Origin of the sequence: Flagellimonas amoyensis (genome assembly GCF_003058265.1) — a bacterium.
In the GTDB taxonomy this organism is placed as follows: Bacteria; Bacteroidota; Bacteroidia; order Flavobacteriales; family Flavobacteriaceae; genus Flagellimonas; species Flagellimonas amoyensis.
In genome coordinates this window covers 178,916-204,628 of the sequence record NZ_QBUK01000005.1, presented here as the reverse complement: position 1 = coordinate 204,628, position 25,713 = coordinate 178,916, and the positions used below count along the sequence as shown (strand labels likewise).

The following is a 25,713-nucleotide window of genomic DNA, read 5'->3' as shown; positions in this document are numbered from 1 at the left end:
TAATCGGATTTAGAAACCCAAAAAAACATTTTTCATAAAAACATTTCAGGTTATCTTTGCCGCAAAGTTTTTGGATTGACCAAAACCCCCATTTCCCAACGCTTTGCACAGTCTCCCACACTCGGGAAACTGCAGGATGCCATTGCCCAATCCCAAAATGACCCTCTCAAGATTAATCTGAAAGGATTGGTGGGATCATCACTTTCCTTTGTGGTCGCTGAAACATTCGGTCCGGTGGAAAGACCCTTTTTGTTGATTCTCAATGACAAGGAGGAAGCCGCTTATTACCTGAACGATCTGGAGCAGTTGATCGGTGAAAACGATGTGCTTTTCTATCCTGGAAGTTATCGTAGGCCTTACCAGATTGAAGAGACCGACAATGCCAATGTGTTGCTGCGTGCGGAAGTGCTCAACCGCATCAACTCACGGAAAAAACCAGCGGTGATCGTCACCTACCCCGATGCCCTTTTTGAAAAGGTGGTCACCCGAAAGGAACTGGACAAGAACACCCTGAAAATAAAACTGGAAGACACCCTTTCCCTCGACTTTTTGAACGAGGTGCTCTTTGAATACCAGTTCAAACGAGTGGATTTTGTGACCGAGCCCGGGGAGTTTTCGGTGCGCGGGGGCATTGTGGACGTGTTTTCCTTTTCACACGACCAACCTTATCGCATCGAATTTTTTGGTGACGAAGTGGACAGCATCCGAACGTTTGATGTGGAGACCCAACTCTCCACGGACAAGGTGAAGAAGATCACCATCATCCCGAATGTGGAGAACAAGTTTATGCAGGAATCCCGGGAGAGTTTCCTCAAATACATCGCCCCAAAAACAGTGGTCTTTGCCAAGAATCCGGCATTGATCTATGATCGCATCGATTCCTTTTTTGCCAAGGCCGAAGAAAGTTTTGCCAAATTGGGCAAAGAAATCAAGCATGCAGAACCCAAAGAACTCTTTTTGGATGCTGCTTCGTTGAGGCAGCAATTGGAGGATTTTTTATGTGTTGAGATTGGGGCTTCGACTCCGCTCAGCCCCCAAAATTTAGACGAAACGGTCACTGAGCGAAGTCGAAGTGATATGATGCAGTTCCACACCAAACCCCAACCCTCCTTCAATAAAAAATTTGACCTGCTCATCGAGAACCTGAACGAGAACCGGGAAGCAGGGTACACCAACTATATTTTTTGCTCCACCGAACAACAGGCCAAACGCTTTCACGACATTTTCTCGGAAGTGGACCATACGGTGCATTACCAGACCATAGTTTTGCCATTGTTCCAAGGTTTTATTGATGATGACCTGAAACTGGCCTGCTATACCGACCATCAGATTTTTGAACGCTACCACAAGTTCTCCCTTAAAAATGGCTATGCCAAGAAACAGGCCATTACCCTTAAGGAACTCAACAAATTGGAGATTGGGGACTATGTGACCCATATCGACCACGGGATTGGCAAATTCGGAGGGCTCCAAAAAATTGATGTGGAGGGCAAAAAACAGGAAGCCATCAAATTGATCTATGGCGATCGGGATATTTTGTACGTCAGCATCCATTCGCTACATAAAATCTCCAAATACAACGGCAAGGACGGGGCTCCGCCCAAAATCTACAAGCTCGGTTCCGCAGCTTGGAAGACCCTGAAACAAAAGACGAAGAGCCGCGTCAAACAGATCGCTTTCAATCTCATCCAAGTATATGCGAAGCGACGTCTGGAAAAAGGCTTTCAATATGCCCCCGACAGCTATTTACAGTATGAATTGGAGGCATCTTTCCTGTACGAGGACACCCCCGATCAGGAAAAATCGACCCAAGATGTAAAAATGGACATGGAAAGCGAACGCCCCATGGACCGACTCATCTGTGGAGACGTTGGTTTTGGAAAGACCGAAGTGGCCGTCCGTGCTGCCTTTAAAGCAGTGGACAACGGCAAACAAGTGGCCGTTTTGGTCCCAACCACCATTTTGGCCTTTCAACATAGCCGAACGTTCAGGGAACGCTTGAAGGATATGCCCGTTACAGTGGATTACCTAAACCGTTTCAGATCGGCGAAGGAAAAAAAGGATGTTTTGGAGCGATTGGCCGCCGGTAAAATCGATATCATCATCGGCACGCATCAGCTTGTGAACAAAAATGTACAGTTCAAGGATTTGGGACTGTTGATTGTGGACGAGGAACAGAAATTTGGGGTTTCCGTGAAGGAAAAACTGCGTTCCATCAAACAAAATGTAGATGTACTTACTTTGACTGCCACACCTATCCCAAGAACACTGCAATTCAGTTTGATGGCCGCCCGAGACCTCTCGGTCATCAATACCCCACCACCCAACCGATACCCCATCGACAGTCAGGTCATCCGATTCAATGAAGAGATTATTAGGGATGCCGTTTCCTATGAAATCCAAAGGGGCGGACAGGTGTTCTTTATCCATAACCGCATCGAGAACATCAAGGAAGTGGCCGGCATGATCCAACGCTTGGTACCCGATGCCAAAATAGGGATCGGCCATGGACAGATGGAGGGCAAAAAACTGGAACAGCTCATGCTTGCCTTTATGAACGGGGAGTTTGATGTGTTGGTCTCCACCACCATTGTGGAAAGCGGGTTGGATGTGACCAATGCGAACACCATTTTCATCAACAATGCGAATAATTTTGGATTAAGCGACCTCCACCAGATGCGTGGCCGTGTGGGACGAAGCAATAAAAAGGCATTCTGCTTTTTCATTACGCCACCTTATGAAGTAATGACCCCCGATGCCCGGAAACGTATCGAAGCTCTGGAACAATTCACCGATTTGGGAAGCGGTTTCAACATTGCCATGAAAGACCTTGAAATCCGTGGTGCCGGGGATTTATTGGGTGGCGAACAGAGTGGTTTCATCAACGAGATCGGGTTTGAGACCTACCAGAAAATATTGACGGAGGCCATTGACGAACTCAAGGAAAATGAGTTCAAGGAACTGTATGAAGAAGTGGAGGGCCACAAAGAGAAGGTCTATGTGAAGGACATTCAACTGGATACCGATTTTGAACTGCTCTTCCCAGATGACTACATCAACAACATTACGGAACGGTTGAACCTGTACACCCAACTCAATGAGATAAAGGATGAACAGGGACTTCAAAAATTTGAAGCGGATCTTGTGGACCGTTTTGGGGAATTGCCCAATCAGGCACAGGACTTGTTGAATTCCGTCCGCATCAAATGGATCGCGACCCATATTGGCTTGGAAAAAGTGGTGATGAAACAGGGCAAGTTCATGGGCTATTTTATTGCCGACCAGCAATCCAATTTTTACCAAACCCCTGTGTTCACCCAAGTTTTGCAGTACGTGCAGAGCCATTCCCAACAGGCCCGCCTCAAGGAAAAACAGACCCGTAGCGGATTGCGCTTATTGTTGGTTTTTGAAAAGATCAACAGCGTGGAAAAGGCCTTGAAGGTTTTGGGGCCTTTGAAATCAGTCCCTTCCCAAATCACATCCACATAATTTAAGATTCCCGGCGGCTTCTTCGAAAGTTCAGCACCAAGTACGAAATGTCATTTTGTGGCTAAAATCGCTTTTTATGTACTTGTTCCCCTTCTTCATTGTAGAATCGCCAAGTGCCCACTTGTTCGTCCTTTCGGAAACGGCCCGTCATTTTTTCGGTACCATTTGGATAGTATTCGGTGTAGCGCCCGTGCTTGAGGCCATCCTTCAATTCCACCTCAAACTTGGTGATTCCATTGGCATATTTTACGCTGAAGGTATCTGCATTGAGATCTGTGGGATAAATGGCCCTTAGGTCAAAAACGGCATCCGTGATCTCGACCGGATCGGCACTTTGGGGTTTGGCACTCGGGACCTTTACCTCCAACATTGTATTTTTTTTCACCTCTTGCACGTCTTGATAGTTGATCACCAACCTACTCTCGAAAAGGTCGTCCTCGGGGGTCAATTGCAGTCCAAACTGGGGAAAACAGATGATGAAGTCCTTGTTTTTGAGCATTTTTTGTTGGGTAGGCGCATCGGCCAACGCATACATATTGTCAAAAAACAGGGGCACATTGCTGTAGACGAAGACGGTGGATTCGGATTCAAACTTAGCATCAAAATCACGGAACTCTTTTGAAGTCGCCAGCGTTTCCCCTTCCAAAGCATCATCAATGATACTTTTGAGTGTGTTGGGGTTGTCACTAAAAATCACAAACTCATCGATCTGCGTAAAATAGGGCTTGTCAAATTCATCGAACCTACCGCCCAGCAACATCTTGAAAAATCCTTTGATGGAAAGGAAATTGATATCGTATTTCTTGTATTCCACTGTCTTGAACTTGACCGGGGTCTTCCTCCGGATCTGCTCCAGGACAAAATCGAGATTGGTCCTCGCCTTTTCCGCATCATTGGCCTTGAGCACCAGTGCCATATCATTTTTTCCTTTGGAAATGCGCGACTGGATCTGCAGCACAGCTATTTCATCATCGATCCAGCTCACAAAGTTTTCCTTCACATCGATCTTCAGGAACTTTTCCACTTTTTCGATGCCATTTTGATAGCTTTCAAACTGCTGGGGGTCGTTCTGCTGTACCTTTTCAAAATTTTTATAGAACTCGGAGAAACTATCGAACCCATAGCTGATGTAGAGCGCGGTGCGTTTGGGCACAATGGTGGGTATGGTCCTTTCCGCAGTTCCCGATTTTTGTAGGGCCTCCAAATAGTACTCGTTGGTCCCGCTGATGTTGGTGAACCCATTGGCCGTCAAGGTACTGTTCTTGTCAAGGTCAAAATAAAAGCCCGAAAACAAAAAATTCTCGCTCACCCTTCGTACCCAATCCGATGGGGTATCGGTAAACCGTTTTATGTAATCATCAAAATAATTATACTGGACATACATCCGGAAGAGGTCCTCATGCCCCACTTTTTGGTTGATCTGTAAAAAATTGAGATTCCTTCCCAAAACAGGTTCCTGATATTGATCGATGGAGGCTTCCACCAAGGTATGGGTATAGGAGGCCACCAGTTGGTTTTTGATAAAGGCCAGATACATGGTTTCCTTGCTCTCGCGATCGTGCACCTCCAAGATCTCATGGTTGTGGTAGGTGCGCTTGCTCATCACATAATCATCATTCAGCAAGGTGTTCAAATAGGTTTTCAGCAATTGCAGTTTGGCGATGCGCTTAAGGTCCAGCACATAAAAAATGCCATAGTCCTTGGGCGAGATCATATGGACGGAGATGAACAGCGAACGTCCATCAAAAAATTCGAACAACTTGTGGTTGTTGTTAAAGACCGTATCCACCTTTTGAATGTTCTCCGTGAGTTCGGAAAAGTAATCGTTCTTCCTGAGGTGGTGCCAAGCATTGCTCTCGCTCACCTTTTTCCAGCTCTCCACAGGCCGTTCCGATTCCACAATGAAAACAGCATCTTTGGGAATCAGATAAATGGATTGCAGATTGGTTTTGGGAGAAAGCAGAAAAATATAGGCCAAGTAGCACAGATAGAGCGCAAAAAGGGCCAATAATCCGTAAAGAATCCTTTTTTTGGTCATTCTACTGAAAAGTGTCTCCTTCTAAAACGAAAGAGTACGCATTTTAGTTTAGACCCCACAAAAGAGCTGCGATTTTATAGCAATTTAAGATCCTTGATGGTCTTGAAGGCCACATCCACCTGCTCGTCGTTCACCAAAATGGTAAACTCGTTGGTCGTGGAGATTACCTCATAGAGTACTATTCCCTCCCAGGCCAAGCGTTGAAAGATAAAGTAATAGATACCGGGCACGGAGACGTTCTCGGCGGGCAGCTTTACGGTGATGGAAGACAGACCCTCCGCCTTTTGGGTGCAACGTTCGTGTTTGAAACACTTTTCCACTACTTTGTCCATGATGTTGCTGATCACGATATTGATCTCGTTCACCCCGCGGGACGAGGTATAGAACACATCCTGGTTCACATTCACTTCCTCGAGCAATTTGGCCTGTTGCTGCAAGATGGTGTCCGAAGCCAAGAAGGTATAGTCGGAGAGGTTGGACCGTACGGTGATCTCACCAATGTTCTTCAGCACTTTCACAATTTTGTGGGTGGCCCTGAACTCCAGATCGTCCGAAAGGCGCTTGAGCGCCATCACAATGGCACCATCCTTTACATCTTTGCCCAGTTCGTCGGCAATCTCTGGCTTTATCTGCCTTGAAAGCGAAGTCAAGTTGATAATACCCTGTGCCAATGCGGTTTGCAAAAACGGTTTTTTCTTGATGTAGTGCTCAACTACAGCGGATATTGTTTTCATTTCTACAGTTGGTTTGGCACAAAAATAACATATTGTTACAAAACAAACAAATGGTTAAAAATGAAAGAATGCGTTTTCAAGATGTTCCAATTGGATTTCACGGCCCATTTTGATGACGGTGATCACATCGAACCTCACCTCAATATCGAGGTCATTTTCCTGTACATAGTGGTCGGCCGCCAAGGTCAAAAGTTTTATTTTCTTGGCATTCACCGTATCGTGAATATCTTCCAAAAAGCCCGTGTTTCTTGACTTTACCTCCACAATGGCCAAGGTGTTCCCATCTCGGGCAATGATGTCCACCTCCGCCTTGAGGTAACGGTAGTTCCGCTCTAGGATGGCGTATCCCTTTTCCTGCAAATGTTCCACGGCCATTTGCTCTCCCAACTTTCCAAAATCGTTGTTAGATTCCATATGGTTGGAAAAATATTAAAAAAATATGTGCAGTTCATCGAAAAAATTGGCGGTTCATGGACAAAATGACGTTATCATTGTAATTTGCTGGCTCTATTGAACCACACCCAACATTAGCTTAAACATATAGTTGACCCCGAACTATGTACTAAAATAACCCCAAACATTGCTATGGAGTACTTCGTCAATTGCAATACCTCAACTTTGGCGCCCTATAATACCCCATTGGATGAGGTTCGCGTAGCCCATTTGTACCGCAGGCTCGGTTTCAGTGCTTCTGTGCAGACCGTCAATGCAGGAATCGGGCAATCAGCTATTTCCCTCGTGGATAATCTTGTGGACCAGGCCATGGCCGCACCTTTGATCCCTCCACCCGAATGGGCGGATTGGACCGATGCCAATTATCCTGCCGACGATGAGCAGGCCGGTCAGATGCGCAGGACACAACTAAGGGAATATTCTACCTCATACGGGAATGCACTATTGGACAACAATCTCTTGGACCGAATGAGCTTTTTCTGGAGCAATCACTTCGTGACCCAATTGGAAGTTTATAACTGTAACCAGTTCTTGTATTATTACATCAATTGCCTACAAAGAAATGCGTTGGGCAATTTCAAGACACTGACCAGCGAGGTAGGCCTCACCAGTGCCATGCTGTATTATTTGGACGGTGCCAGAAACAGGGGAAACAATCCCAACGAAAACTATGCCCGAGAGCTCTATGAACTTTTTACCATGGGCGAAGGGAACAATTATACTGAACAGGATATTATTGAGACGGCCAAAGCCCTTTCAGGATATACCGAAAGAGGTGAGGAAGGTTGTACCCAAGTCACTTTTGACCCCACCGAGTTCAACACTGAGAACAAGACCATCTTTGGACAGACCGGGAATTGGGATTATGATGATGTGATCAATATCCTCTTCAATGAAAGGGCCAACGAAACAGCTTGGTTCATCTGCAAGAAACTGTACGAGTTTTTTGTGCATCCAGATTCAACGGATGAAGAAGGCAATGGCATTGCCCCACAGATCATCGATGGGATGGCACAGACCTTCATCTCCAACAATTTTGAAATAGCCCCGGTAATCCGACAACTTTTAAAAAGTCAGCACTTTTTTGATGAGACCGCCATTGGCGTCATCATAAAAAGTCCTTTTGATCTATATTTCAATCTGTTGAAAGAAACCGGGTTCAGCTATGACGACTCCACGGTGTTGAATATGATCGATTCGGCAGCGCTCATTGGTCAAGAACTCTTCAATCCACCGGAAGTGGAAGGTTGGCAACGTGACCGACAGTGGATCAACACCAATTTTATGATCGGTCGTTGGTTGACCGCTGAGGTATTTTTGGAGCGCTTCTTCCAAGCAGACTCCGAACAATTTCGAGATTTTGGAATCGCTGCCACTGGCGCCAATGGGGCCACTGTCAGTGACCCCGATGTAGTTGCAAGGGCAATAATTGACTTTATGTTGCCCAAAGGATTATTGACGGAAGATGATTATTCAGCAGCATTCACTGTTTTTCGTGAACCCTATAGAGACAACAACGTTTATGAAACAAACAGTTGGAACATGACTTTAGAAGATGCTGACTATCAGGTGTATTTATTGCTACTGAATATTGTCCGACAACCCGAATTTCAACTTAAATAACCCCAACAGCCATGTGCGATACCCACCACACCCACGATACATCTCCATACAAAGGTCTTGAGCATGAGGGCCATGACCTGGAGCACACCAAATGGAGCAGACGCTCGTTCATCCAGGCACTAGGTATAGCCGGTTCCGGGTCCATGTTCCTAGGAAGCCATTTGATCTCGGCTTCCGCCCCATCACCTTTGACTGCGGCCGTTGCGGCAGCTGAAACGGACAATATTCTGATATTGATCAGATTATCAGGTGGAAATGACGGTCTTAGCACCGTGATTCCCATCCAACAATACGACACCTATGCCAATGCCAGGCCCAATATCTATATCCCTGAGAGCAAGGTGCTGAAGCTTACCGACGATTTTGGTGTGCCCACCTATATGAGTGCCCTGGAATCCCTTTGGGGCGATGGACAGTTCAAAGCGGTACATGGCGTAGGCTATCAGAACCAAAGCCTCTCCCACTTTACGGGATCCGACATTTTTGCCAACACCGACCTCACCACCACTGGATTTTCTGGGGAAAACACAGGTTGGATGGGCAGACATTTTGAAGAACTCTACCCTGATTACCTCATCACTCCACCTCCGGCCCCTGCGGCCATCCAAATCGGGAACTTGGCCAACTTGGTCTTCCAAGGGGAAGAGACCAACTATGCGTTTGTAACCAACAATGTGGACCAATTGGAACAGATTGCCCAAACGGGTGCCTTCTATGATATTGAGAACGCTCCTTTCGACAATTGTATGTATGGCGATCAGCTCCGCTTCCTTCGCGGCGTGGCCAATACCACCTACGAATATGCAGGGACAATCCATGAGGCATACATGCGCGGGCAGAACCAAGTGGAATATCAGGACAACGGCTTTGCCAGGCAATTGGCTCTTTTGGCTCGATTGATCAAAGGAAATTTGGGCACCAAGGTCTATATGATCTCCATGGGCGGATTCGATACCCATGGCAACCAGCCTTTGGTCCACGAGCGATTGATGTCCAATCTGTCCATTGCCATCAACAATTTTTATGAGGATATTGCCTTTACCCAACAGGATGATAAGGTATTGAGTATGACCTTTTCCGAATTTGGCCGTAGGATCTTTGAAAACGGATCCAACGGTACCGATCACGGTAAGGCCGCCCCAACCCTGTTCTTTGGATCCGGGCTGAGCGGAAGTGCCTTTGTGGGCGAACATCCCTCCCTTGATGAACCGAACAATAGGGGCAATCTGGAGTACACCATGGACTTTAGGGACCTTTATGGCACCGTTTTGGCGGAATGGTTGTGCGTGCCCAGGGCTTCCGTGGAACAGCACCTTTTGGGCCATCCCTACCGGGCCATAGACCTAGGCTTTAACTGTAGTGGGGAGACCTTGGAGGACATTGCCATGGACAACGATCCGCCTGTTTTGCCAGAGACACCCCCTGGCCAAGATCCGAACAATCCGAGCCCGGATATTCTGGATGGCATCGTGCACTCGCCCTACTACCCCAATTCCAGCGCACCCCACATCCATTTGGAAATGCCCGTTTCGGCCCATGTGGACATTGAATTGTTCAATATTTTGGGACAACGTGTCGGGACGCTCTTGAATCAAATTATGCAGGAAGGCCCTATGGAAATCAACATCCGTGAACGTATGCGGGACAGCCTTTCCACAGGAAAATACATATATAGGATTTCGGTCGGAGGTAAAAAAATGAGTAAATCAATTATGATTTCCTAAGAAACCTTACGCTATCATTTATTTCGGGATTCCCTCGATGATGTACCCCACACCCCAAATTGGGTCGCATCTTCGGGGGTTTCCTTTTTTATGACCGATCCCGTTAAAATCAGTATTTTTGGGGCTTAATTTAGATTTTTCATGACCCAGAATACGCATCCTTCAAGATATACCATTACCGCGGCACTCCCCTATACCAACGGTCCTATCCACATTGGGCATTTGGCCGGCGTTTATGTTCCCGCGGACATCTACTCACGCTATTTAAGGCTCAAGGGCAACGATGTGGCGTTCATTTGCGGTAGCGACGAGCATGGGGTGGCCATACCGATGAAGGCCAAGAAGGAAGGGGTCAGCCCCAAGGAAATCATTGACAAATACCACGGGATCATCAAAAAGTCTTTCGCGGATTTCGGGATTTCTTTTGACAACTATTCCAGGACCTCGGCAGAAGTTCATCATAAAACGGCTTCCGATTTTTTCCAAAAAATGTATGACCAGGGCGACTTTATTGAAGAGGAGACCGAACAATTGTACGACGATGAGGCCAAACAATTTCTGGCAGACCGATTTGTGATCGGTACCTGCCCCAAATGCGGCAACGAAGAGGCCTATGGCGACCAATGTGAGCGCTGTGGCTCTTCCCTGAACGCCACCGACCTCATCAACCCAAAATCGACCATTACCGGTGCTGTTCCCATTCTGAAGACTACCAAACACTGGTTTTTGCCTTTGGACAGGTATGAAGAATTTTTAAAAGAATGGATCTTGGTGGGCCACAAGCCCGATTGGAAACCCAACGTGTATGGCCAGTGTAAATCCTGGATCGATGATGGCCTAAAACCGCGAGCGGTGACCCGCGACCTCGATTGGGGCATCCCGGTACCCGTGAAAGGGGGCGGAGGCAAGGTGCTCTATGTGTGGTTCGATGCGCCGATTGGGTATATTTCATCCACCAAGGAATGGGCCGAACGTGAAGGCAAGGACTGGAAACCCTACTGGATGGACCAAAGCACCAAATTGGTTCACTTTATCGGTAAGGACAACATTGTGTTCCACTGCATTGTGTTCCCCAGCATGCTGAAGGCCCATGGCGATTTCATTCTACCCGAAAACGTGCCCGCCAACGAGTTTTTGAACCTGGAAGGGAACAAGCTGTCCACCTCAAAGAATTGGGCCGTTTGGTTGCACGAGTATTTGGAAGAATTCCCCGATATGCAGGACGTGCTACGTTATGCCTTGACGGCCAATGCGCCAGAGACCAAGGACAACGACTTTACTTGGAAGGATTTTCAGGCACGCAACAACAACGAACTGGTGGCCATTTTTGGCAATTTCGTGAACCGGGTCGCAGTGCTCACCCAAAAATATTACAACGGAGTGGTCCCCTCTCCCGGTGCTTTTTCAGAAGTAGACAAAGAGACTTTGGAGGCCCTGAAAGGCTTTCCTGAAATCCTGTCCAACTCCTTGGAGCGTTACCGTTTCCGTGAAGGCAGTCAGGAATTGATGAACCTCGCCCGTTTGGGCAATAAATATTTGGCCGACGAAGAGCCTTGGAAACTCATCAAAACGGATGAAGAGCGTGTAAACACCATCATGTATGTGGCATTGCAGATCGCAACCGCGCTTGCCCTATTGAGCGAGCCGTTTCTGCCGTTTACCTCTTCAAAATTGAAAGGAATTTTACGTCATGCTGAACTTGATTCAGCATCTCAATGGGACGATGTTGCCTCTGAAGACATTTTACTCCCGGCTGGCCACCAGCTCAACCCAAGTGAATTGCTCTTCCGAAAAATCGAAGATGACGAGGTCCAAAAACAATTGGACAAACTGGAAGCCACTAAAAAAACCAACGCTTCGACTTCGCTCAGCGCAGGTGAAACTGAAAAAGAAATCATGCCACAAAAAGAAACCATCACCTACGAGGACTTTGCAAAATTGGACATGCGGGTAGGCACCATTTTGGAAGCGGAAAAAATGCCGAAGGCCGACAAGCTCTTGGTGTTGAAAATCGATACAGGTCTCGACACCCGAACCATTGTTTCCGGAATTGCCGAAAGCTTTAAACCAGAGGACATCATCGGTAAAAAAGTGACCGTTCTCGTAAACTTGGCCCCAAGAAAACTACGCGGTGTGGAAAGCGAGGGCATGATCTTGATGACCGAAAACCAAGAGGGAAAACTCGTTTTCATGAATCCTGATGAAGATGGGGTTGGGAATGGTGAAAATATATCCTAATCTAACTTAACCAATGAAGAAAACAGTCCAGTTACTCATTCTTGTGCTATCATTGTCCGTCTTTTCCCAGGAAAAATTTCTTGAAATAAACAACAATTTCAAAGAAGGAACCAGAAAAGTACACACTGCATTTCCTGTTGTAGATGAAGCAACTGGCAATTTTGCGATTTTCTTGGACGATGATAATAATATCTATGGATTTTTATATTCCGCTGCACTTGGTTTAATCGGTGAATTTGCTTCAGAGGGCCTCCCAAAGAAATACGAGCAAATTATAGGCTATTCTGTGAATGGTCAAAAAATCCGGTTATTCTTAAAAGATAGGAAGGATAAAACTTTTGGAAGTATTCTCTTCAATTTTGAAAATAAGTCTACAGAAGAAACCCTTTATGATTTCAAACTCAAAAATGAGGTTTACGTAGAAGGTTATAGCGATGCCTCCAAATTTCATCTAGTGACCATAAACAAGGAATCTAGTATCCTGAATTTTTATGTCTTTGAAGAAGGTAGTGAGTACAAGAAGCGGTCTTTGGACTTGTCGAAAGAGTCATTTTATGATAATCAGGGAGCTGTCCAACATCTTTATACCATCATGGCTACGGGAGGTTCTGAAACAAGATTTGGAAATTTGAATTCATTTAAAATTGACAAGATTGATTCCCATTCCCCTAATTCCATTGAAACCACTAGTGAAATTTTGAAGATGTATCCTGGAAAGCATGGGTTTAAATTGACCATTGACACTCAAATGCTCACCTATATCGTTGATGTTTCCACTGAAGAATTGAACTATACACTTTCCACTATTGAAAAACCTTCCATTTCGGCCCCTATGGTCAATTCCAATTCCTTCATTTTGGATGATGCGATTTATCTTATCTCCTCATCCGATGAAGAAATGGTCTTCTCAATAAAATCCCTGGAAACTGGTCAAGAACTGAAGAACCTCCAAGTAAAAAAAGATGAGGAAATCACTTTCAAAAACACTCCCATAATTCAAGAGGGTGGCACATACAAAGACTATAGGGAGATGGAAAAGAGCAGTAAATTTCTGAGAAGGCTCAGTAAAGAAGATATTGGCGTCGCTGTCATAAAGTCAAACAATGACTATGTCATTACCATGGGCTCCAAGAAAGAAATGGTAAGAGGGGGCGCTCCTATGATGATGCCTGGTTTTGGAATGCCTATGGGTGCCATTGGTGGATTTACTGTTACTTTCAACCCAACTTTTTATGCCTATGGAAGCTACACTTCCACAAAGGCAACACGTATTGAATGTTTGTTTGATCAGGATTTTAAGCATAAATCCGGTGATATCCCCAAAAATGTATTTGATATAATTACAGAATCCGCTGATACGTTTCCCAAAAAGGACGCGGAAACTGTTTTTAAGTTGAATGATTACTATATCTGGGGAGTTTACAGCAAAAAACTCAATCAATACACCCTTTTCAAATTCTAAAGTTTGAATTGAAATTGATGATATCGAGAGTAAAATGACTTGATCAAAATACTCTGATTTTTTTTAAAAAACCTACTTTACAAAAAAAGAAAATGCAACTCATCCCCTATATCGTTCAGCACACCCAATTATCGGAAAAAAGTGTGGAGAATACCGTGGCCCTTTTGAACGAGGATTGTACCATTCCCTTTATTTCCCGATACCGCAAGGAACGCACGGGAAATTTGGATGAAGTCCAAATCGGGGCCATTGTACAGTACAAGACCCAATTTGAGGCCCTCGAAAAAAGAAAGGTGGCCATCATCAAGGCGGTGGAAGAACAAGGAGCGCTCACCCCAGACCTCAAGGCCAAATTCTTGGGCTGTATGGACCTGACCAGCTTGGAAGACTTGTATTTACCTTTCAAGAAGAGCAAAAAGACAAAAGCAGAGACCGCCCGTAAAAATGGGTTGGAACCACTAGCGAAGATCATCATGGCGCAAAACGCGGATGAAATTGAATTCATCGCCTCCAAATACCTCAACAAGGAAGTCCAAAACGAGGATGAAGCCTTGGAAGGTGCCCGCCACATCATTGCTGAATGGATCAACGAACGGGGCGATATCCGAAACCAGCTCCGCGGCCAATTGGAACGCCATGCCATCATCACCACACAAGTGATCAAGACCAAAAAAGAGGACGAAAAGGCCCAAAAATTCCAGGATTATTTTGATTGGACCGAACCGTTGGACCGTTGCCCATCGCACCGTTTTTTGGCCATCATGAGGGCAGAAAAAGAAGGGTTCATCCGAGTGAAAATCGAAATTGACGAGGAACGTGCCCTTCAGAACATGGAACGCCGTTTGATCAAATCGAACAATGCCTGTACCGAACATATCGAAATGGCCATCGCCGATGCCTATAAAAGACTATTGTTCCCTTCGCTTTCCAACGAATTGTTGAACATTGCGAAGGAAAAAGCGGATTTGGCCGCCATACAGGTGTTCTCCAAAAACTTAAAACAGTTACTCTTGGGTGCACCCTTGGGCGAAAAACGCATTTTGGCCATCGACCCTGGGTTCCGCACGGGGTGTAAAGTAGTGTGTTTGGATGAACAGGGCGATTTGAAACACAACGAAACCATTTATCCCCACGCGCCACAGAATGACAGAAACGGGGCCATCAAGAAAATAAGTTCTTTGGTGGACGCCTATAAAATCGAGGCGATTGCCATAGGAAATGGTACTGCATCGCGCGAAACCGAGCAATTGATCAAACGCATTCCTTTTAAAAAGCCGATTGAAGTATTTGTAGTGAGCGAAGCAGGGGCCTCCATCTATTCGGCTTCCAAAATTGCTAGGGATGAGTTTCCTAATTATGATGTTACGGTGCGGGGAGCGGTTTCCATTGGTCGTAGGCTGGCCGATCCGTTGGCCGAACTGGTCAAGATCGATGCGAAATCCATCGGGGTGGGGCAATACCAGCACGATGTGGACCAAACCCAATTGAAAACCTCTTTGGACACCGTGGTGGAAAGTTGTGTGAATGCCGTAGGCGTCAACATCAACACGGCCAGTGTTCCCCTGCTCAGTTATGTTTCGGGCATAGGACCCAAACTGGCCGAAAACATTGTGACCCATCGCAATGAAAATGGGGCGTTCAAGAACCGGGAAGAAATCAAAAAAGTGGCCCGTTTGGGAGGAAAGGCGTTTGAGCAAAGTGCCGGCTTTTTGCGCATCAAAAATGGAGACAATCCTTTGGATGACTCCTCAGTGCACCCTGAAAGTTATAGTCTGGTGGCCAAAATGGCCAAGGATCAAAAAATTCCGCTTGAAGAAATTGTCGGTAACAAAGCTGCCCTGCAGCGCATCGACCTGAAATCCTATTGCACGGAAACCATTGGGATGCCCACTTTGGAGGACATTGTAAAAGAATTGGAAAAACCGGGTCTGGACCTGAGGGAAAAAGCCAAGGTGTTCACGTTTGACCAGAATATCCGGGAAATCACCGACCTGAGGCAAGGGCAATTGCTGCCCGGCATTGTGAACAACATTACCAACTTTGGGTGCTTTGTGGATGTTGGGATCAAGGAAAGTGGCCTCATCCATATTTCCAATCTGTCCGATACCTTTGTAAAGGATGTCAACGAACATGTGAGCCTTCACCAACAAGTGATCGTGAAGGTCTTGGATGTGGATGTGCCACGAAAACGGATACAGTTGGCCCTGCACAAATAACTTTTACATGCTCAAGATTGCCTATCATCCCATCTACAAACATCCATTGCCGGAGGGGCACCGTTTCCCGATGATCAAGTATGAGCTGCTGCCCCAACAATTGCTCCATGAAGGCACTTGTTCCGAAGAAAATTTCTTTGAGCCTTCCATTCCTGATGATAAATACATTTTGGCGGCCCACGATGAACGTTATTATCGGGATTTGGTAGGATTGGAGCTCTCCAAAAGTGCGGTACGGAAAATCGGTTTTCCGTTGAGCGATGCATTGGTCACTCGGGAACGCATCATTGCCGATGGTACCATCAAAGGGTGTGCGTTTGCCCTGGAACACGGCATCGCCATGAACATTGCAGGAGGCACCCACCATGCCTATTCCAATCGAGGAGAGGCTTTTTGCATGCTGAACGACCATGCCATTGGCGCCCGTTATCTTTTGGACAACCATCTGGCCAGCAACATCTTGATCGTGGATCTGGATGTACACCAAGGGAACGGGACTGCGGAGATTTTTCAGACTGACCGTTCTGTTTTTACATTTTCCATGCACGGAAAGGGAAATTATCCTTTTAAAAAGGAAGTTTCAAATCTGGATATCCCTTTGGAGAAAGGAACTACGGACAAGGAGTACCTATCCATCCTAAAAAAAACGCTCCCGGCATTGTTGGAAAAAGTTAGTCCACAGTTCATCTTTTACCTCTGCGGGGTGGATGTTTTGGAAACGGACAAACTGGGCACCTTGGCTATGACCTTGGAAGGTTGCCGGGAACGGGACCGTTTTGTGCTCCAAACCTGTCACGACGCCAACATCCCGGTTCAATGTAGCATGGGAGGTGGGTATTCGCCCGACATCAAAACCATTGTGGAGGCCCATGCGAACACATTTCGTTTGGCGCAGGATATTTATGCGTAATTTTACCGACTGTTCCTTTTATTTAACCTCATGAAAGCAGCTGTTCTCCTATTTGTAGCCCTACTGATTTACCCTGTTTTTGGACAGGAAGAGACCCCGGAAAAAGAGAAGAATATGTGGAACCACTTCACCTATGACGTGGGCAACATGTTCGGGGGTGTGGGTTATGCCTATTCCCGTCCGGTACATTGGAAAGGGAACGACTGGGCCAACTTTGGTTATTTGACCGCGGGCACCCTGCTTCTATTTACGGTGGACGATGAACTGAACGACTGGAAAAATGGTTTCAGACAGGATATTCCCGATGTGGTGATGGACTATGGACACGAGTACGGCAGCCCTGAAAACAATTATATGCTGACCGGCGGGGTTTATTTGGCGGGACTGTTCACCCAAAATGAAAAATTGAGACGGACCGGGGTTTTGTTGATTTCATCTGCAACCGCGGGTGGCTTTCTTCAGCAAGTGAGCAAACGGATCATTGGTCGGGCCAGACCCAAAAGTGGGGAGAGTTCGGATACTTTTGACCCCCTGCATCTGGATCGCGTCTATGATTACGACTCCTTCCCCTCCGGACATGCCATGTTGGCCTTCAGCAACGCCTATGCCATTGCCAAACAGTTCAAAAACCCTTGGGTCAAGGGAGGTCTCTATGCCATCGGTCTGGTGCCCGGTTTAGTGCGGGTGATGGATGATTTCCATTGGGTCTCCGATGTGGCCTTCAGTACGGTGCTGAGCATATTCATTGTGGAATCCATCGACCGATACTTGGATTCCAAGTATGACGAAAAGTACAACGACAATCCGAAACAAGTGAGTTGGAACCTTTCATTTGGTCCAAACACCTTGGGGGTCTCCCTCCACTTCTGATTCACCCTTAACACTTTAGTGTTAATTTCTTATTTAGATTGAATTAAAATAATTAGTTTTGCCTTCTCTATACTCATCATGGGAAAGAAGAAGGAAAAAAAGAAACTCAAAAAGGCATTGCTCAAAGAATTGTCCTCCCATGGCAATCTGAAGTCAAAATGCTGTGAGAAATACAAGAAAAAAGAAAGCAAGCGCTGCTCCAAATGCCCTTGTTTTGACCTTTTGAAAAAGGTGGCCTAGCCATTTTTTCCCATTTGTCCTCCTAGCTTGCAGTTCGTATTTCCAAACCTGCTTTTATTGTTCTATTTTTAGGACAAATTAAATCAACTATGATACGAAAAATAACGCTACTCAGTGCATTGCTGCTGGCCAACAGCCTATTCCTTTTGGCCCAGGAACAAGATCCTGTTGTCCAGGCCATCATCAAAGAGGCCAATGAAAACTCACAGCTCGAGGCACTTGGCCACGAACTTATGGATGGTATCGGTCCCCGTTTGGTGGGAACGCCCCAAATGAAAAAGGCCCACGATTGGGCGGTCGCCAAATATGCCGGTTGGGGAATCACGGCCCGCAACGAACAATGGGGCGAATGGAAAGGTTGGGAACGCGGAATTTCCCATATCGATATGGTATCCCCAAGGGTACAGAGCCTCCGCGGCACACAATTGGCCTGGAGCCCTGCCACACCCAAAAAAGGTGTCACTGCCGAGTTGGTGGTATTGCCCATGGTGAAGGATTCCATGGAATTTGTAAAATGGTTGCCCAATGTAAAGGGAAAACTGGTCATGGTATCCATGATGCAACCCACAGGTAGGCCCGATTATAACTGGGAGGAATTTGCCACCGAAAAGTCCTTTGCCAGCATGAAAGAAGAGCGTGAAGAGCAGACCAAAGCTTGGAACCAGAACATGAAAAACATGGGCCATAACACCAGATCATTGCCCGGCACATTGGAAGAAGCAGGTGCTGCGGGCATTGTGGCCTCCTACTGGTCACAAGGTTTTGGAGTGAACAAGATCTTTGGTGCCAACACTAAGGCCATCCCCACCGTGGACCTGGAACTGGAAGATTACGGCATGCTCTACCGTTTGGTGGAGTCCGGACAAAAACCACAGTTGCACATTGTGGCCGAATCCAAGGATTTGGGTGCCATGCCCACATTCAACACCATTGCCGAGATCAAAGGTTCCGAAAAACCGGACGAGTATGTGATCCTATCCGCCCACTTTGATTCTTGGGACGGAGGTACTGGTGCCACCGACAACGGAACAGGAACTTTGGTGATGATGGAGGCCATGCGCATCCTCAAAAAAGCCTATCCCAATCCCAAACGTACCATCTTGGTCGGACATTGGGGCAGTGAGGAACAGGGACTCAACGGCTCCAGAGCCTTTGTGGAGGACCATCCCGAGATTGTGGATGGTGTACAGGCACTTTTCAACCAAGATAACGGTACCGGAAGGGTAGTGAGCATTTCAGGAGGTGGATTCTTGGATGCCTATGACTATTTGGGCAAATGGCTACACCCCGTTCCACAGGAAATCACGGATGAAATAGAGACTTCGTTCCCGGGCACACCCGCTCGGGGCGGTTCCGATTATGCCTCGTTCCAAGCCGCAGGAGCCCCTGCCTTTAGCTTGAGTTCACTGAACTGGTCTTACTGGAACTACACTTGGCATACCAACCGTGACACCTATGACAAGATCATTTTTGATGATGTGAGGAACAACGCTATCCTTACGGCCATCCTTGCGTATATGGCCAGCGAGCACCCAGAGAAAACCCCACGCACAAAGGCAGTGCTTCCCATCAGCAACCGAACAGGGGAACAGTTGGAATGGCCCACTCCACGTTCACCACAACGAAAAGGAGGTTTGGACTAAAACCCAACCCCAATAACAAAAAACGCCCCAATAAATTGGGGCGTTTCTTTTATTAACCAACTAATTCAACCTTAGAAAATACTAAGTCCAACTCTTGGGGTGGCCACTCTGACCCCGGTCTGCACAACAGTGCTCCTTCGGGGGTAGTGGTACTCGTGATAGGTATAGTATATTTGGGCCTGACGGTGGTAGTGACCACTGTGGTGGCATTGGCTGTCACAATGGGCAGCGTGTTCTGCATAAGCGTCCCTTTTTCCTTTCATATAGGCCTTGTAGGCTTTTTTGTCTCGCTTTCTGAGGTCTTTCTCGTATTTGTCCTGGTCTTTCCAAAAATCCTTTTCATCCTCCTCATTGCGCATCGCCAATCCCTGTTCGTATTCGGCGTCTTCCTTGGCCCGTTGCTCATAGTAGGAATCCCTATCCTGTTCCGTTTCCGGCGTTCCATTTTCTTGGGCGGCCATTGCGGTGGAAAATGTCAGGGCCAAAATCATTATAAAAAATTCGATGTGTTTCATAGCGTAAAAAGTTTTAATCCGTGTCCTTATCTTATATACGGGATAAGTGGGCATTCAGTTCTATAACAACCAAAAATGGATTTACCCTAATTGGGTCCATAAAAAAAGGGGCAAAAATGCCCCTTCGTTATTGATTGTGGCAGGTATTATTTCCCCAACATCAAGAGCTCGTTGCACTTGATCTCGGTGATGTACCTCTTCTCCCCTTCCTTGGTTTCATAGGAGCGGGACATGAGCTTGCCTTCTACCATAATCTCCTTGCCCTTGGCAAGGTAATTTTCGGCAATCTCTGCCATTTTGCCCCAGGCCACGATATTGTGCCATTGGGTGTCCGTCACCTTTTCGCCCTCCGCATTTTTATAGGTCTCGTTGGTGGCCAGTGAAAACTTGGCCAATTTGCCCCCATTCTCCAGGGTGATGATTTCCGGGTCGCTGCCCAAGTGTCCAATCAACTGTACTTTGTTTTTCAGTGAATTCATTTTGATGTGATTTAAGCGTTAAACAGTCAATACCATCGAACTTCATTGTCCGACGAGGCAAACTTAGGGACAGGGAGATGGGCCAATCGGTATTGAATTGTTTGCTTTCGTTTGTAAACGGATGTAAATGATTGGAAGTAAGAAGAGGTGCCCAGAATGTGACCCCTCCCCTTTTTTTGGTGTCCTACAAAGTGACCCAAACAACAACCGTATGCCCATTCGCAGCATCAATAAATATACTGTGGTAAAAAGGTTCAGTCTCGGAAAGCGGATGTACGACAAACTGGACGTCATCTATATCCAAGAGCACGACTCCATGAACCGGGAGCCCCAAAAAGTCTTCAGTGCCGATAAGGAATATGTGACCGATATCTCGGCGGATATGTACCTGTCCCTCTGCAAGGGGTTCATTGTCCAGAATGCGGAAAACGCTTGATCTGGACATTTTCCGAGAAATGTTAAATCCTGTTAAATACTTGATTTTCTGACAAATATCTCTATATTGTTAGTATGGGTTGCACAAGAAACCACTTCAAGAAATTTGTGTTCTAGGTCAGTACACTGACCCAAAAACCCTTATGGGAAACTCTTTTTCCCATCTCCCAAGCAAACGCATATTTAGGTTGATGTCATCTCCCACACTTTGTTGCGTACCACAAAATGTCAAATTCATGTTTGGGTCAACAATTCTTTTAAATCCTGTTTTTGTCCTCTTGAGCGCAGTCGAAAGACTGACAAAAACATCTCGACTGCGCTCGATGTGACACTTGGGTTCAACACGGACACAATTACTATTAATGTCAAATCAAAAATTAAAACAAAATGGAAACTGTAAGCAGTAAAAACAAGACTTTCAAAAAATTAGGATTCACCTATCTGGAAACCGCTGAGATCGTGGTGACGTTGAACACTCTTTTGGCCAACTACCAAGTGTTCTACAACAAGTTGAGAAACTTTCACTGGAACATTGAGGGGCCGGAATTTTTTGAACTGCACGAGGAGTTCGAAAACGAATATAACACCACCAAGGAAAACATAGACATCGTGGCCGAGCGTATCCGCGCATTTGGAGTAAAGACCAAGTTCACCCTGAAAAAGACCATGGAGCTTTCCCAGATCAAAGAACCCACCAAGGAGCTGACCGCCATTGAAATGGTAAGGGAACTGCTCAAGGACTATGAAATCTTGCACAACAACATGCTGGATGGCGTAAATGCCGCCTTGGACAGTGGCGATGTGGTAACGGAACAGATCCTTACCGATTTTCTCACCCATCTGGAAAAGAGGAACTGGATGTTCACCTCATACCTGAAATAGGCAACGAACATCCCAAAAAAGATTCGAAAACTATAAAAAAAACATACCCATGAAAACACTCACAACACTTTTATACATACCAATGCTTTTGCTGGCCGGCTTCAGCAGTTATGGCCAAAGCACTAACCCAGGGCTGATGAACGCCACGATCCACAAAACCTTCTCCGTGGAGGAAAACGGGGTGAAAAAGGCCTATAACATCAAGGTCATGGAGCACAGAAACTACCCCATGGCCTTCGACAAAAGCGACCAAAAAGCAGAAAGTCGTGACCGCGATTCCAAACCTGCGCTGGTGACCAAACTCATCGCAGTGGATTCCAACAACGACAAGGAATACGAGCACTACATGGTGCTGAAATACAGAAGGTCGGTCACGGACGATTTTTCCGTGGTGGCCACCGATAAGGGATTTGCCGTAAAGGTGAAAGACCGTACCATGAAATACTTTGTCAAGGAAGGCATTTACTTTATTGACAACAAGGACCAAGACTTCTTCACTGTGGAGGAATTCAAGGAAATCGGGTGATTTCTAATTTTGTTTTTTTGATTGACAAGAGGGTCGGGGATAAACTCCCGGCCTTTTTGTTTGCCATTATGGCCCGATTAACGCCTATATTTGGGCAAAAATCCAACCTATGGAGTCTTGGTTACAACCCGTTGTGCTGGAAGGAGCGCTGGTGAAGCTCGTTCCTTTGGAAAAATCCCATAAAGTGGACCTTGCATTTGCAGCATCCGATGGCAACCTTTGGGAACTGTGGTACACCTCTGTCCCCACCCCTGCCACCACGGATGCCTTCATTAACACCGCCTTGTTGGAATTGGGGGCAGGCAAATCGCTCCCCTTTACCATCGTGGACAAAAGGACCAATGCCGTGGTGGGGACCACTCGGTACATGAATGTGGATGCCGCAAACAAACGGCTGGAAATCGGTCACACCTGGTATGCCAAACGTGTACAGCGCACCGGACTCAACACGGAATGCAAATATTTATTGCTGAAACATGCCTTTGAGACCTTAAAGTGCATTGCCGTGGAATTTCGGACCCACTTCCACAACCACCCGTCCCGAAATGCCATTTTGCGTTTGGGCGCCAAACAGGACGGAATCTTGAGAAACCACAAGGTTGATACAAACGGAAATCTAAGGGATACGGTTGTTTTTTCCATCTTGGACAGTGAATGGAAAACGGTAAAGACTTCCTTGGAATTCAAGATGAAGCAAGGCGCTTCAAAATAGCCCTTTCTAGGTTCAAAATTTGCTTATCTTCAAAAGATGGGCGAAGTTGTAGCTCGCCAATTCCAGATTGGGACGACTTTTGGTTTTGGCTTCGTCCAAATTTCCTACTTCATTCAGGATAGAGACCGCATAGGCCAGCCCCATTTGTTGCATATCGTCAATGGAAAGGTTCACCGATCCGCAAAAAGCGGCCACGGGAATCCCCTTTTGCTGCGCGGCATGGATCACCCCATTGATGGTTTTCCCGGAAAACGTTTGCCCATCCAATTGGCCTTCCCCGGTGATCACCCAATCCGCATCCGCCAACACTTCCTCAAAATTGGCCATCTGCATCACCAGATCCACCCCCGACACCAAATTGGCATTCAGAAAGACAACGGCACCGCCACCCACGCCACCGGCCGCACCAGCACCCGGAATTGTTTGCACATCTACCCCGAAAACACTGTGAAGTACTTTCGAAAAATGGGCCAACCCCTGATCCAAGAACTCAATTTCTTCGGCGGAAGCCCCTTTTTGGGGACCATATACTTTGGCCGCACCATTTTCGCCATGGAAGGGGTTGTTCACATCGCAGGCCACTTGGATAACCGCCTGTGACAATTTTGGGTGAACATCTTTATTGATTATTTGATCCACATGGACGAGATTCTTCCCCATTGGCTCCAACACCTTGCCGTTCTTGTCCAAAAAAGTGTGGCCCAATGCCTGTGCCATGCCCATACCCCCATCGTTGGTGGCGCTTCCCCCAATACCCAGGACAATTTTGCGTGCGCCTTTCTCCAGCGCATCCAAAATGAGTTCCCCTGTACCGAGAGAGGTGGTGTGCATGCAGTTCATTTCTCTCTTTCTGAGCAATTTGTAACCGGAAGCTTCGGACATTTCGATATAGGCTGTGAGCCCATCCCCGGAAAGTAGATAGCGGGCCTCCATGTTCCTGAACAGGGGATCCTTCACCTGTACCGATACAGAGGATGCTTCCAGATAGTTCCCAACCACCTCAATGGTACCGTCGCCCCCATCGGCCAAGGGCGTTTTCACCACTTCAGCTTTGGGAAACACTTTTTTGAGACCTTTTTCCACCGTATCGCAGAATTCCTTTCCCGTCAAGGAGCCTTTGTATTTATCGGGTGCGAGAACAAATTTCATACACACAATGTAATCAAGATAAATGGAGTGCCCATGTATTTCCGATCATTTTGGCTTAAAAACGGCACAGGTTTTGCTCATTGGGGTGAAGTATATACCTTTAAACAAAAAAATCTCTACTATGAAAAAAATGATTTTACCCTTGGCAACTTTGTTGCTTTCGACTTCAATCTTTGCCCAATCCAAAAACTTTTTGGACACCCCTTATCTGGAAACTTCGGCCCAAGTGGACACCTTGGTGACCCCGGACAAGATCCACCTCAACATCACCATCCAGGAAAAGGATTCCAAAGGAAAAGTATCCGTTGAAGAGCAGGAGAACAAAATGGCACAACGCCTAAAGGCCCTTGGGATAGATTTGGACGAACAATTGGTGATCAAGGACATGAGCAGCAATTTCAAAAAATACTTTCTCCGCGAAAAAGAAGTGCTGAAGAGCAAGGAATATTCCCTTGTCGTCTATTCAGGAAAGCAGGCCGGTGAGGTGATGGTCGCTTTGGAGCAGTTGGACATTGCCAATGCCTATGTGGAAAAAACGGAATATTCCAAAATGGACGAACTGGAACTGGAACTGAAGACCAGGGCCATCAAAAAGGCCAAGCTCAAGGCCGATGCCCTCACCAAACCGCTTGGACAGAAGTTGGGTGCCGCCCTTCACATTGTGGACAACTCGCAACCCTACTACCCCAGATACAACCAAGCCCCAATGATGGAAATGAAAGCAGTTTCCGCCGATATGGGAGCGCAACCGTTGGACATCGATTTTGAAAAAATACGGGTGGAAACCATGGTGAACGTCAAGTTTGCCCTCACCAATTAACATTCATTTACCAAACCCCAAAAACCTAACACATGAAAACAACATTGATCCTCTTTTTTTGCTGCGTGGGCCTTGTCTCCGCACAGCAGACCATGCAACTCCCCAAAGGGCAGGCATCTCCTGCGGCCTCCTTACACGAAGTGAATTGGATAGCAGGTCATTGGAAAGGTGAGGCTTTTGGTGGTACAGCAGAAGAAATCTGGAGTCCCCCGCTTGGGGGCTCCATGATGTTCGTGTTCAAACTGGCGAAGGACAACGCAATCTCTTTTTATGAGGTCGGTCACATCCAGAAATTGGACCACACCCTGATCCTACAGTTGAAGCACTTTGACGGCAACCTACGTGGATGGGAAGAAAAGGACCAAACCGTTGACTTCAGGTTGGTCAAAATTGAAAAGGACAAGGTGTATTTTGAAGGACTGACCATGGAAAAGGTAGGTCCCGACCAAATGAACGTGACCGTACTCATTGAAGAGGAAGGTAGTGCCGAGGAGGTCCTTTTTGCCTACAAAAGGGTGAAATAGGCTATCGCAGCACGGACATTTTTCCAATTAA

Annotated in this window: 22 protein-coding genes; 16 read left to right on the top strand and 6 right to left on the bottom strand. The window is 46.5% G+C overall.

Annotated elements, in window-relative coordinates; translation table 11 throughout:
- Positions 1–75 precede the first annotated feature (75 nt).
- Entirely contained in the window at positions 76–3,489 is a 3,414-nt protein-coding gene (gene mfd, locus DB398_RS08830) for a transcription-repair coupling factor (RefSeq protein WP_108424031.1), read from the top strand.
- 61 nt (positions 3,490–3,550) lie between these two features.
- On the opposite strand, the gene DB398_RS08825 is transcribed toward mfd, so the two are convergent.
- From DB398_RS08825 to DB398_RS08815, 3 genes are all read right to left on the bottom strand, one after another.
- On the bottom strand, positions 3,551–5,527 hold the full coding sequence (locus DB398_RS08825; protein WP_108424030.1) for a DUF3352 domain-containing protein: 1,977 nt from the start codon (positions 5,525–5,527) through the stop codon (positions 3,551–3,553).
- A 74-nt stretch (positions 5,528–5,601) separates the two neighbouring features.
- Entirely contained in the window at positions 5,602–6,261 is a 660-nt protein-coding gene (locus DB398_RS08820; protein ID WP_108424029.1) for an aspartate kinase, read from the bottom strand.
- Between the two features lie 54 nt (positions 6,262–6,315).
- Positions 6,316–6,675 (bottom strand): YraN family protein, encoded by a 360-nt coding sequence (locus DB398_RS08815; protein ID WP_108424028.1) that lies wholly within the window; start codon positions 6,673–6,675, stop codon positions 6,316–6,318.
- A 171-nt stretch (positions 6,676–6,846) separates the two neighbouring features.
- On the opposite strand from DB398_RS08815, the gene DB398_RS08810 reads away from it, so the two are divergent.
- The 9 genes from DB398_RS08810 to DB398_RS08775 all read left to right on the top strand — a co-directional run bounded on the left by DB398_RS08810 (position 6,847) and on the right by DB398_RS08775 (position 19,640).
- Positions 6,847–8,337, top strand: coding sequence for a DUF1800 domain-containing protein (locus DB398_RS08810; RefSeq protein WP_108424027.1), 1,491 nt, complete (start codon positions 6,847–6,849; stop codon positions 8,335–8,337).
- An 11-nt stretch (positions 8,338–8,348) separates the two neighbouring features.
- On the top strand, positions 8,349–10,061 hold the full coding sequence (locus tag DB398_RS08805; RefSeq protein ID WP_108424026.1) for a DUF1501 domain-containing protein: 1,713 nt from the start codon (positions 8,349–8,351) through the stop codon (positions 10,059–10,061).
- 141 nt (positions 10,062–10,202) lie between these two features.
- On the top strand, positions 10,203–12,299 hold the full coding sequence (gene metG / locus DB398_RS08800) for a methionine--tRNA ligase (protein ID WP_108424025.1): 2,097 nt from the start codon (positions 10,203–10,205) through the stop codon (positions 12,297–12,299).
- 13 nt (positions 12,300–12,312) lie between these two features.
- Positions 12,313–13,761, top strand: coding sequence for a hypothetical protein (locus DB398_RS08795; protein WP_159076368.1), 1,449 nt, complete (start codon positions 12,313–12,315; stop codon positions 13,759–13,761).
- 92 nt (positions 13,762–13,853) lie between these two features.
- The gene (locus DB398_RS08790; RefSeq protein WP_108424023.1) at positions 13,854–15,977 is read left to right on the top strand and encodes a Tex family protein; all 2,124 of its coding nucleotides are present in this window, start codon (positions 13,854–13,856) and stop codon (positions 15,975–15,977) included.
- Between the two features lie 7 nt (positions 15,978–15,984).
- Entirely contained in the window at positions 15,985–16,887 is a 903-nt protein-coding gene (locus DB398_RS08785) for a histone deacetylase family protein (RefSeq protein WP_108424022.1), read from the top strand.
- A 30-nt stretch (positions 16,888–16,917) separates the two neighbouring features.
- The gene (locus tag DB398_RS08780; RefSeq protein ID WP_108424021.1) at positions 16,918–17,757 is read left to right on the top strand and encodes a phosphatase PAP2 family protein; all 840 of its coding nucleotides are present in this window, start codon (positions 16,918–16,920) and stop codon (positions 17,755–17,757) included.
- Between the two features lie 78 nt (positions 17,758–17,835).
- Entirely contained in the window at positions 17,836–17,997 is a 162-nt protein-coding gene (locus DB398_RS18435) for a hypothetical protein (RefSeq protein ID WP_199913372.1), read from the top strand.
- 89 nt (positions 17,998–18,086) lie between these two features.
- Positions 18,087–19,640, top strand: coding sequence for a M20/M25/M40 family metallo-hydrolase (locus tag DB398_RS08775; RefSeq protein ID WP_108424020.1), 1,554 nt, complete (start codon positions 18,087–18,089; stop codon positions 19,638–19,640).
- Positions 19,641–19,711: 71 nt separating this feature from the next.
- On the opposite strand, the gene DB398_RS08770 is transcribed toward DB398_RS08775, so the two are convergent.
- Both DB398_RS08770 and DB398_RS08765 read right to left on the bottom strand, forming a co-directional pair.
- Positions 19,712–20,155 (bottom strand): hypothetical protein, encoded by a 444-nt coding sequence (locus tag DB398_RS08770; protein ID WP_108424019.1) that lies wholly within the window; start codon positions 20,153–20,155, stop codon positions 19,712–19,714.
- A gap of 146 nt (positions 20,156–20,301) precedes the next feature.
- A complete protein-coding gene (locus DB398_RS08765; protein WP_108424018.1) occupies positions 20,302–20,634 on the bottom strand; it encodes a single-stranded DNA-binding protein in 333 nt (110 codons plus the stop codon).
- A gap of 127 nt (positions 20,635–20,761) precedes the next feature.
- Between DB398_RS08765 and DB398_RS08760 the strand changes: the two genes are divergently transcribed.
- The 4 genes from DB398_RS08760 to DB398_RS08745 all read left to right on the top strand — a co-directional run bounded on the left by DB398_RS08760 (position 20,762) and on the right by DB398_RS08745 (position 23,189).
- Positions 20,762–21,070 carry a hypothetical protein gene (locus tag DB398_RS08760; RefSeq protein WP_159076367.1) on the top strand — a complete coding sequence of 103 codons (309 nt, stop codon included), beginning with the start codon at positions 20,762–20,764 and terminating at the stop codon, positions 21,068–21,070.
- Positions 21,071–21,456: 386 nt separating this feature from the next.
- The gene (locus tag DB398_RS08755; protein WP_108424016.1) at positions 21,457–21,951 is read left to right on the top strand and encodes a Dps family protein; all 495 of its coding nucleotides are present in this window, start codon (positions 21,457–21,459) and stop codon (positions 21,949–21,951) included.
- Positions 21,952–22,000: 49 nt separating this feature from the next.
- On the top strand, positions 22,001–22,477 hold the full coding sequence (locus tag DB398_RS08750; protein ID WP_159076366.1) for a hypothetical protein: 477 nt from the start codon (positions 22,001–22,003) through the stop codon (positions 22,475–22,477).
- 109 nt (positions 22,478–22,586) lie between these two features.
- On the top strand, positions 22,587–23,189 hold the full coding sequence (locus DB398_RS08745) for a GNAT family N-acetyltransferase (RefSeq protein ID WP_108424014.1): 603 nt from the start codon (positions 22,587–22,589) through the stop codon (positions 23,187–23,189).
- A gap of 12 nt (positions 23,190–23,201) precedes the next feature.
- Here DB398_RS08745 and DB398_RS08740 read toward each other — a convergent pair whose 3' ends face one another.
- Entirely contained in the window at positions 23,202–24,338 is a 1,137-nt protein-coding gene (locus DB398_RS08740) for a glycerate kinase (RefSeq protein WP_108424013.1), read from the bottom strand.
- A gap of 121 nt (positions 24,339–24,459) precedes the next feature.
- Here DB398_RS08740 and DB398_RS08735 point away from each other — a divergent pair, with 121 nt between their 5' ends.
- Positions 24,460–25,158 (top strand): SIMPL domain-containing protein, encoded by a 699-nt coding sequence (locus tag DB398_RS08735; protein ID WP_108424133.1) that lies wholly within the window; start codon positions 24,460–24,462, stop codon positions 25,156–25,158.
- Positions 25,159–25,190: 32 nt separating this feature from the next.
- On the top strand, positions 25,191–25,682 hold the full coding sequence (locus DB398_RS08730; protein WP_108424012.1) for a DUF6265 family protein: 492 nt from the start codon (positions 25,191–25,193) through the stop codon (positions 25,680–25,682).
- The last annotated feature ends 31 nt before the right edge of the window (positions 25,683–25,713 follow it).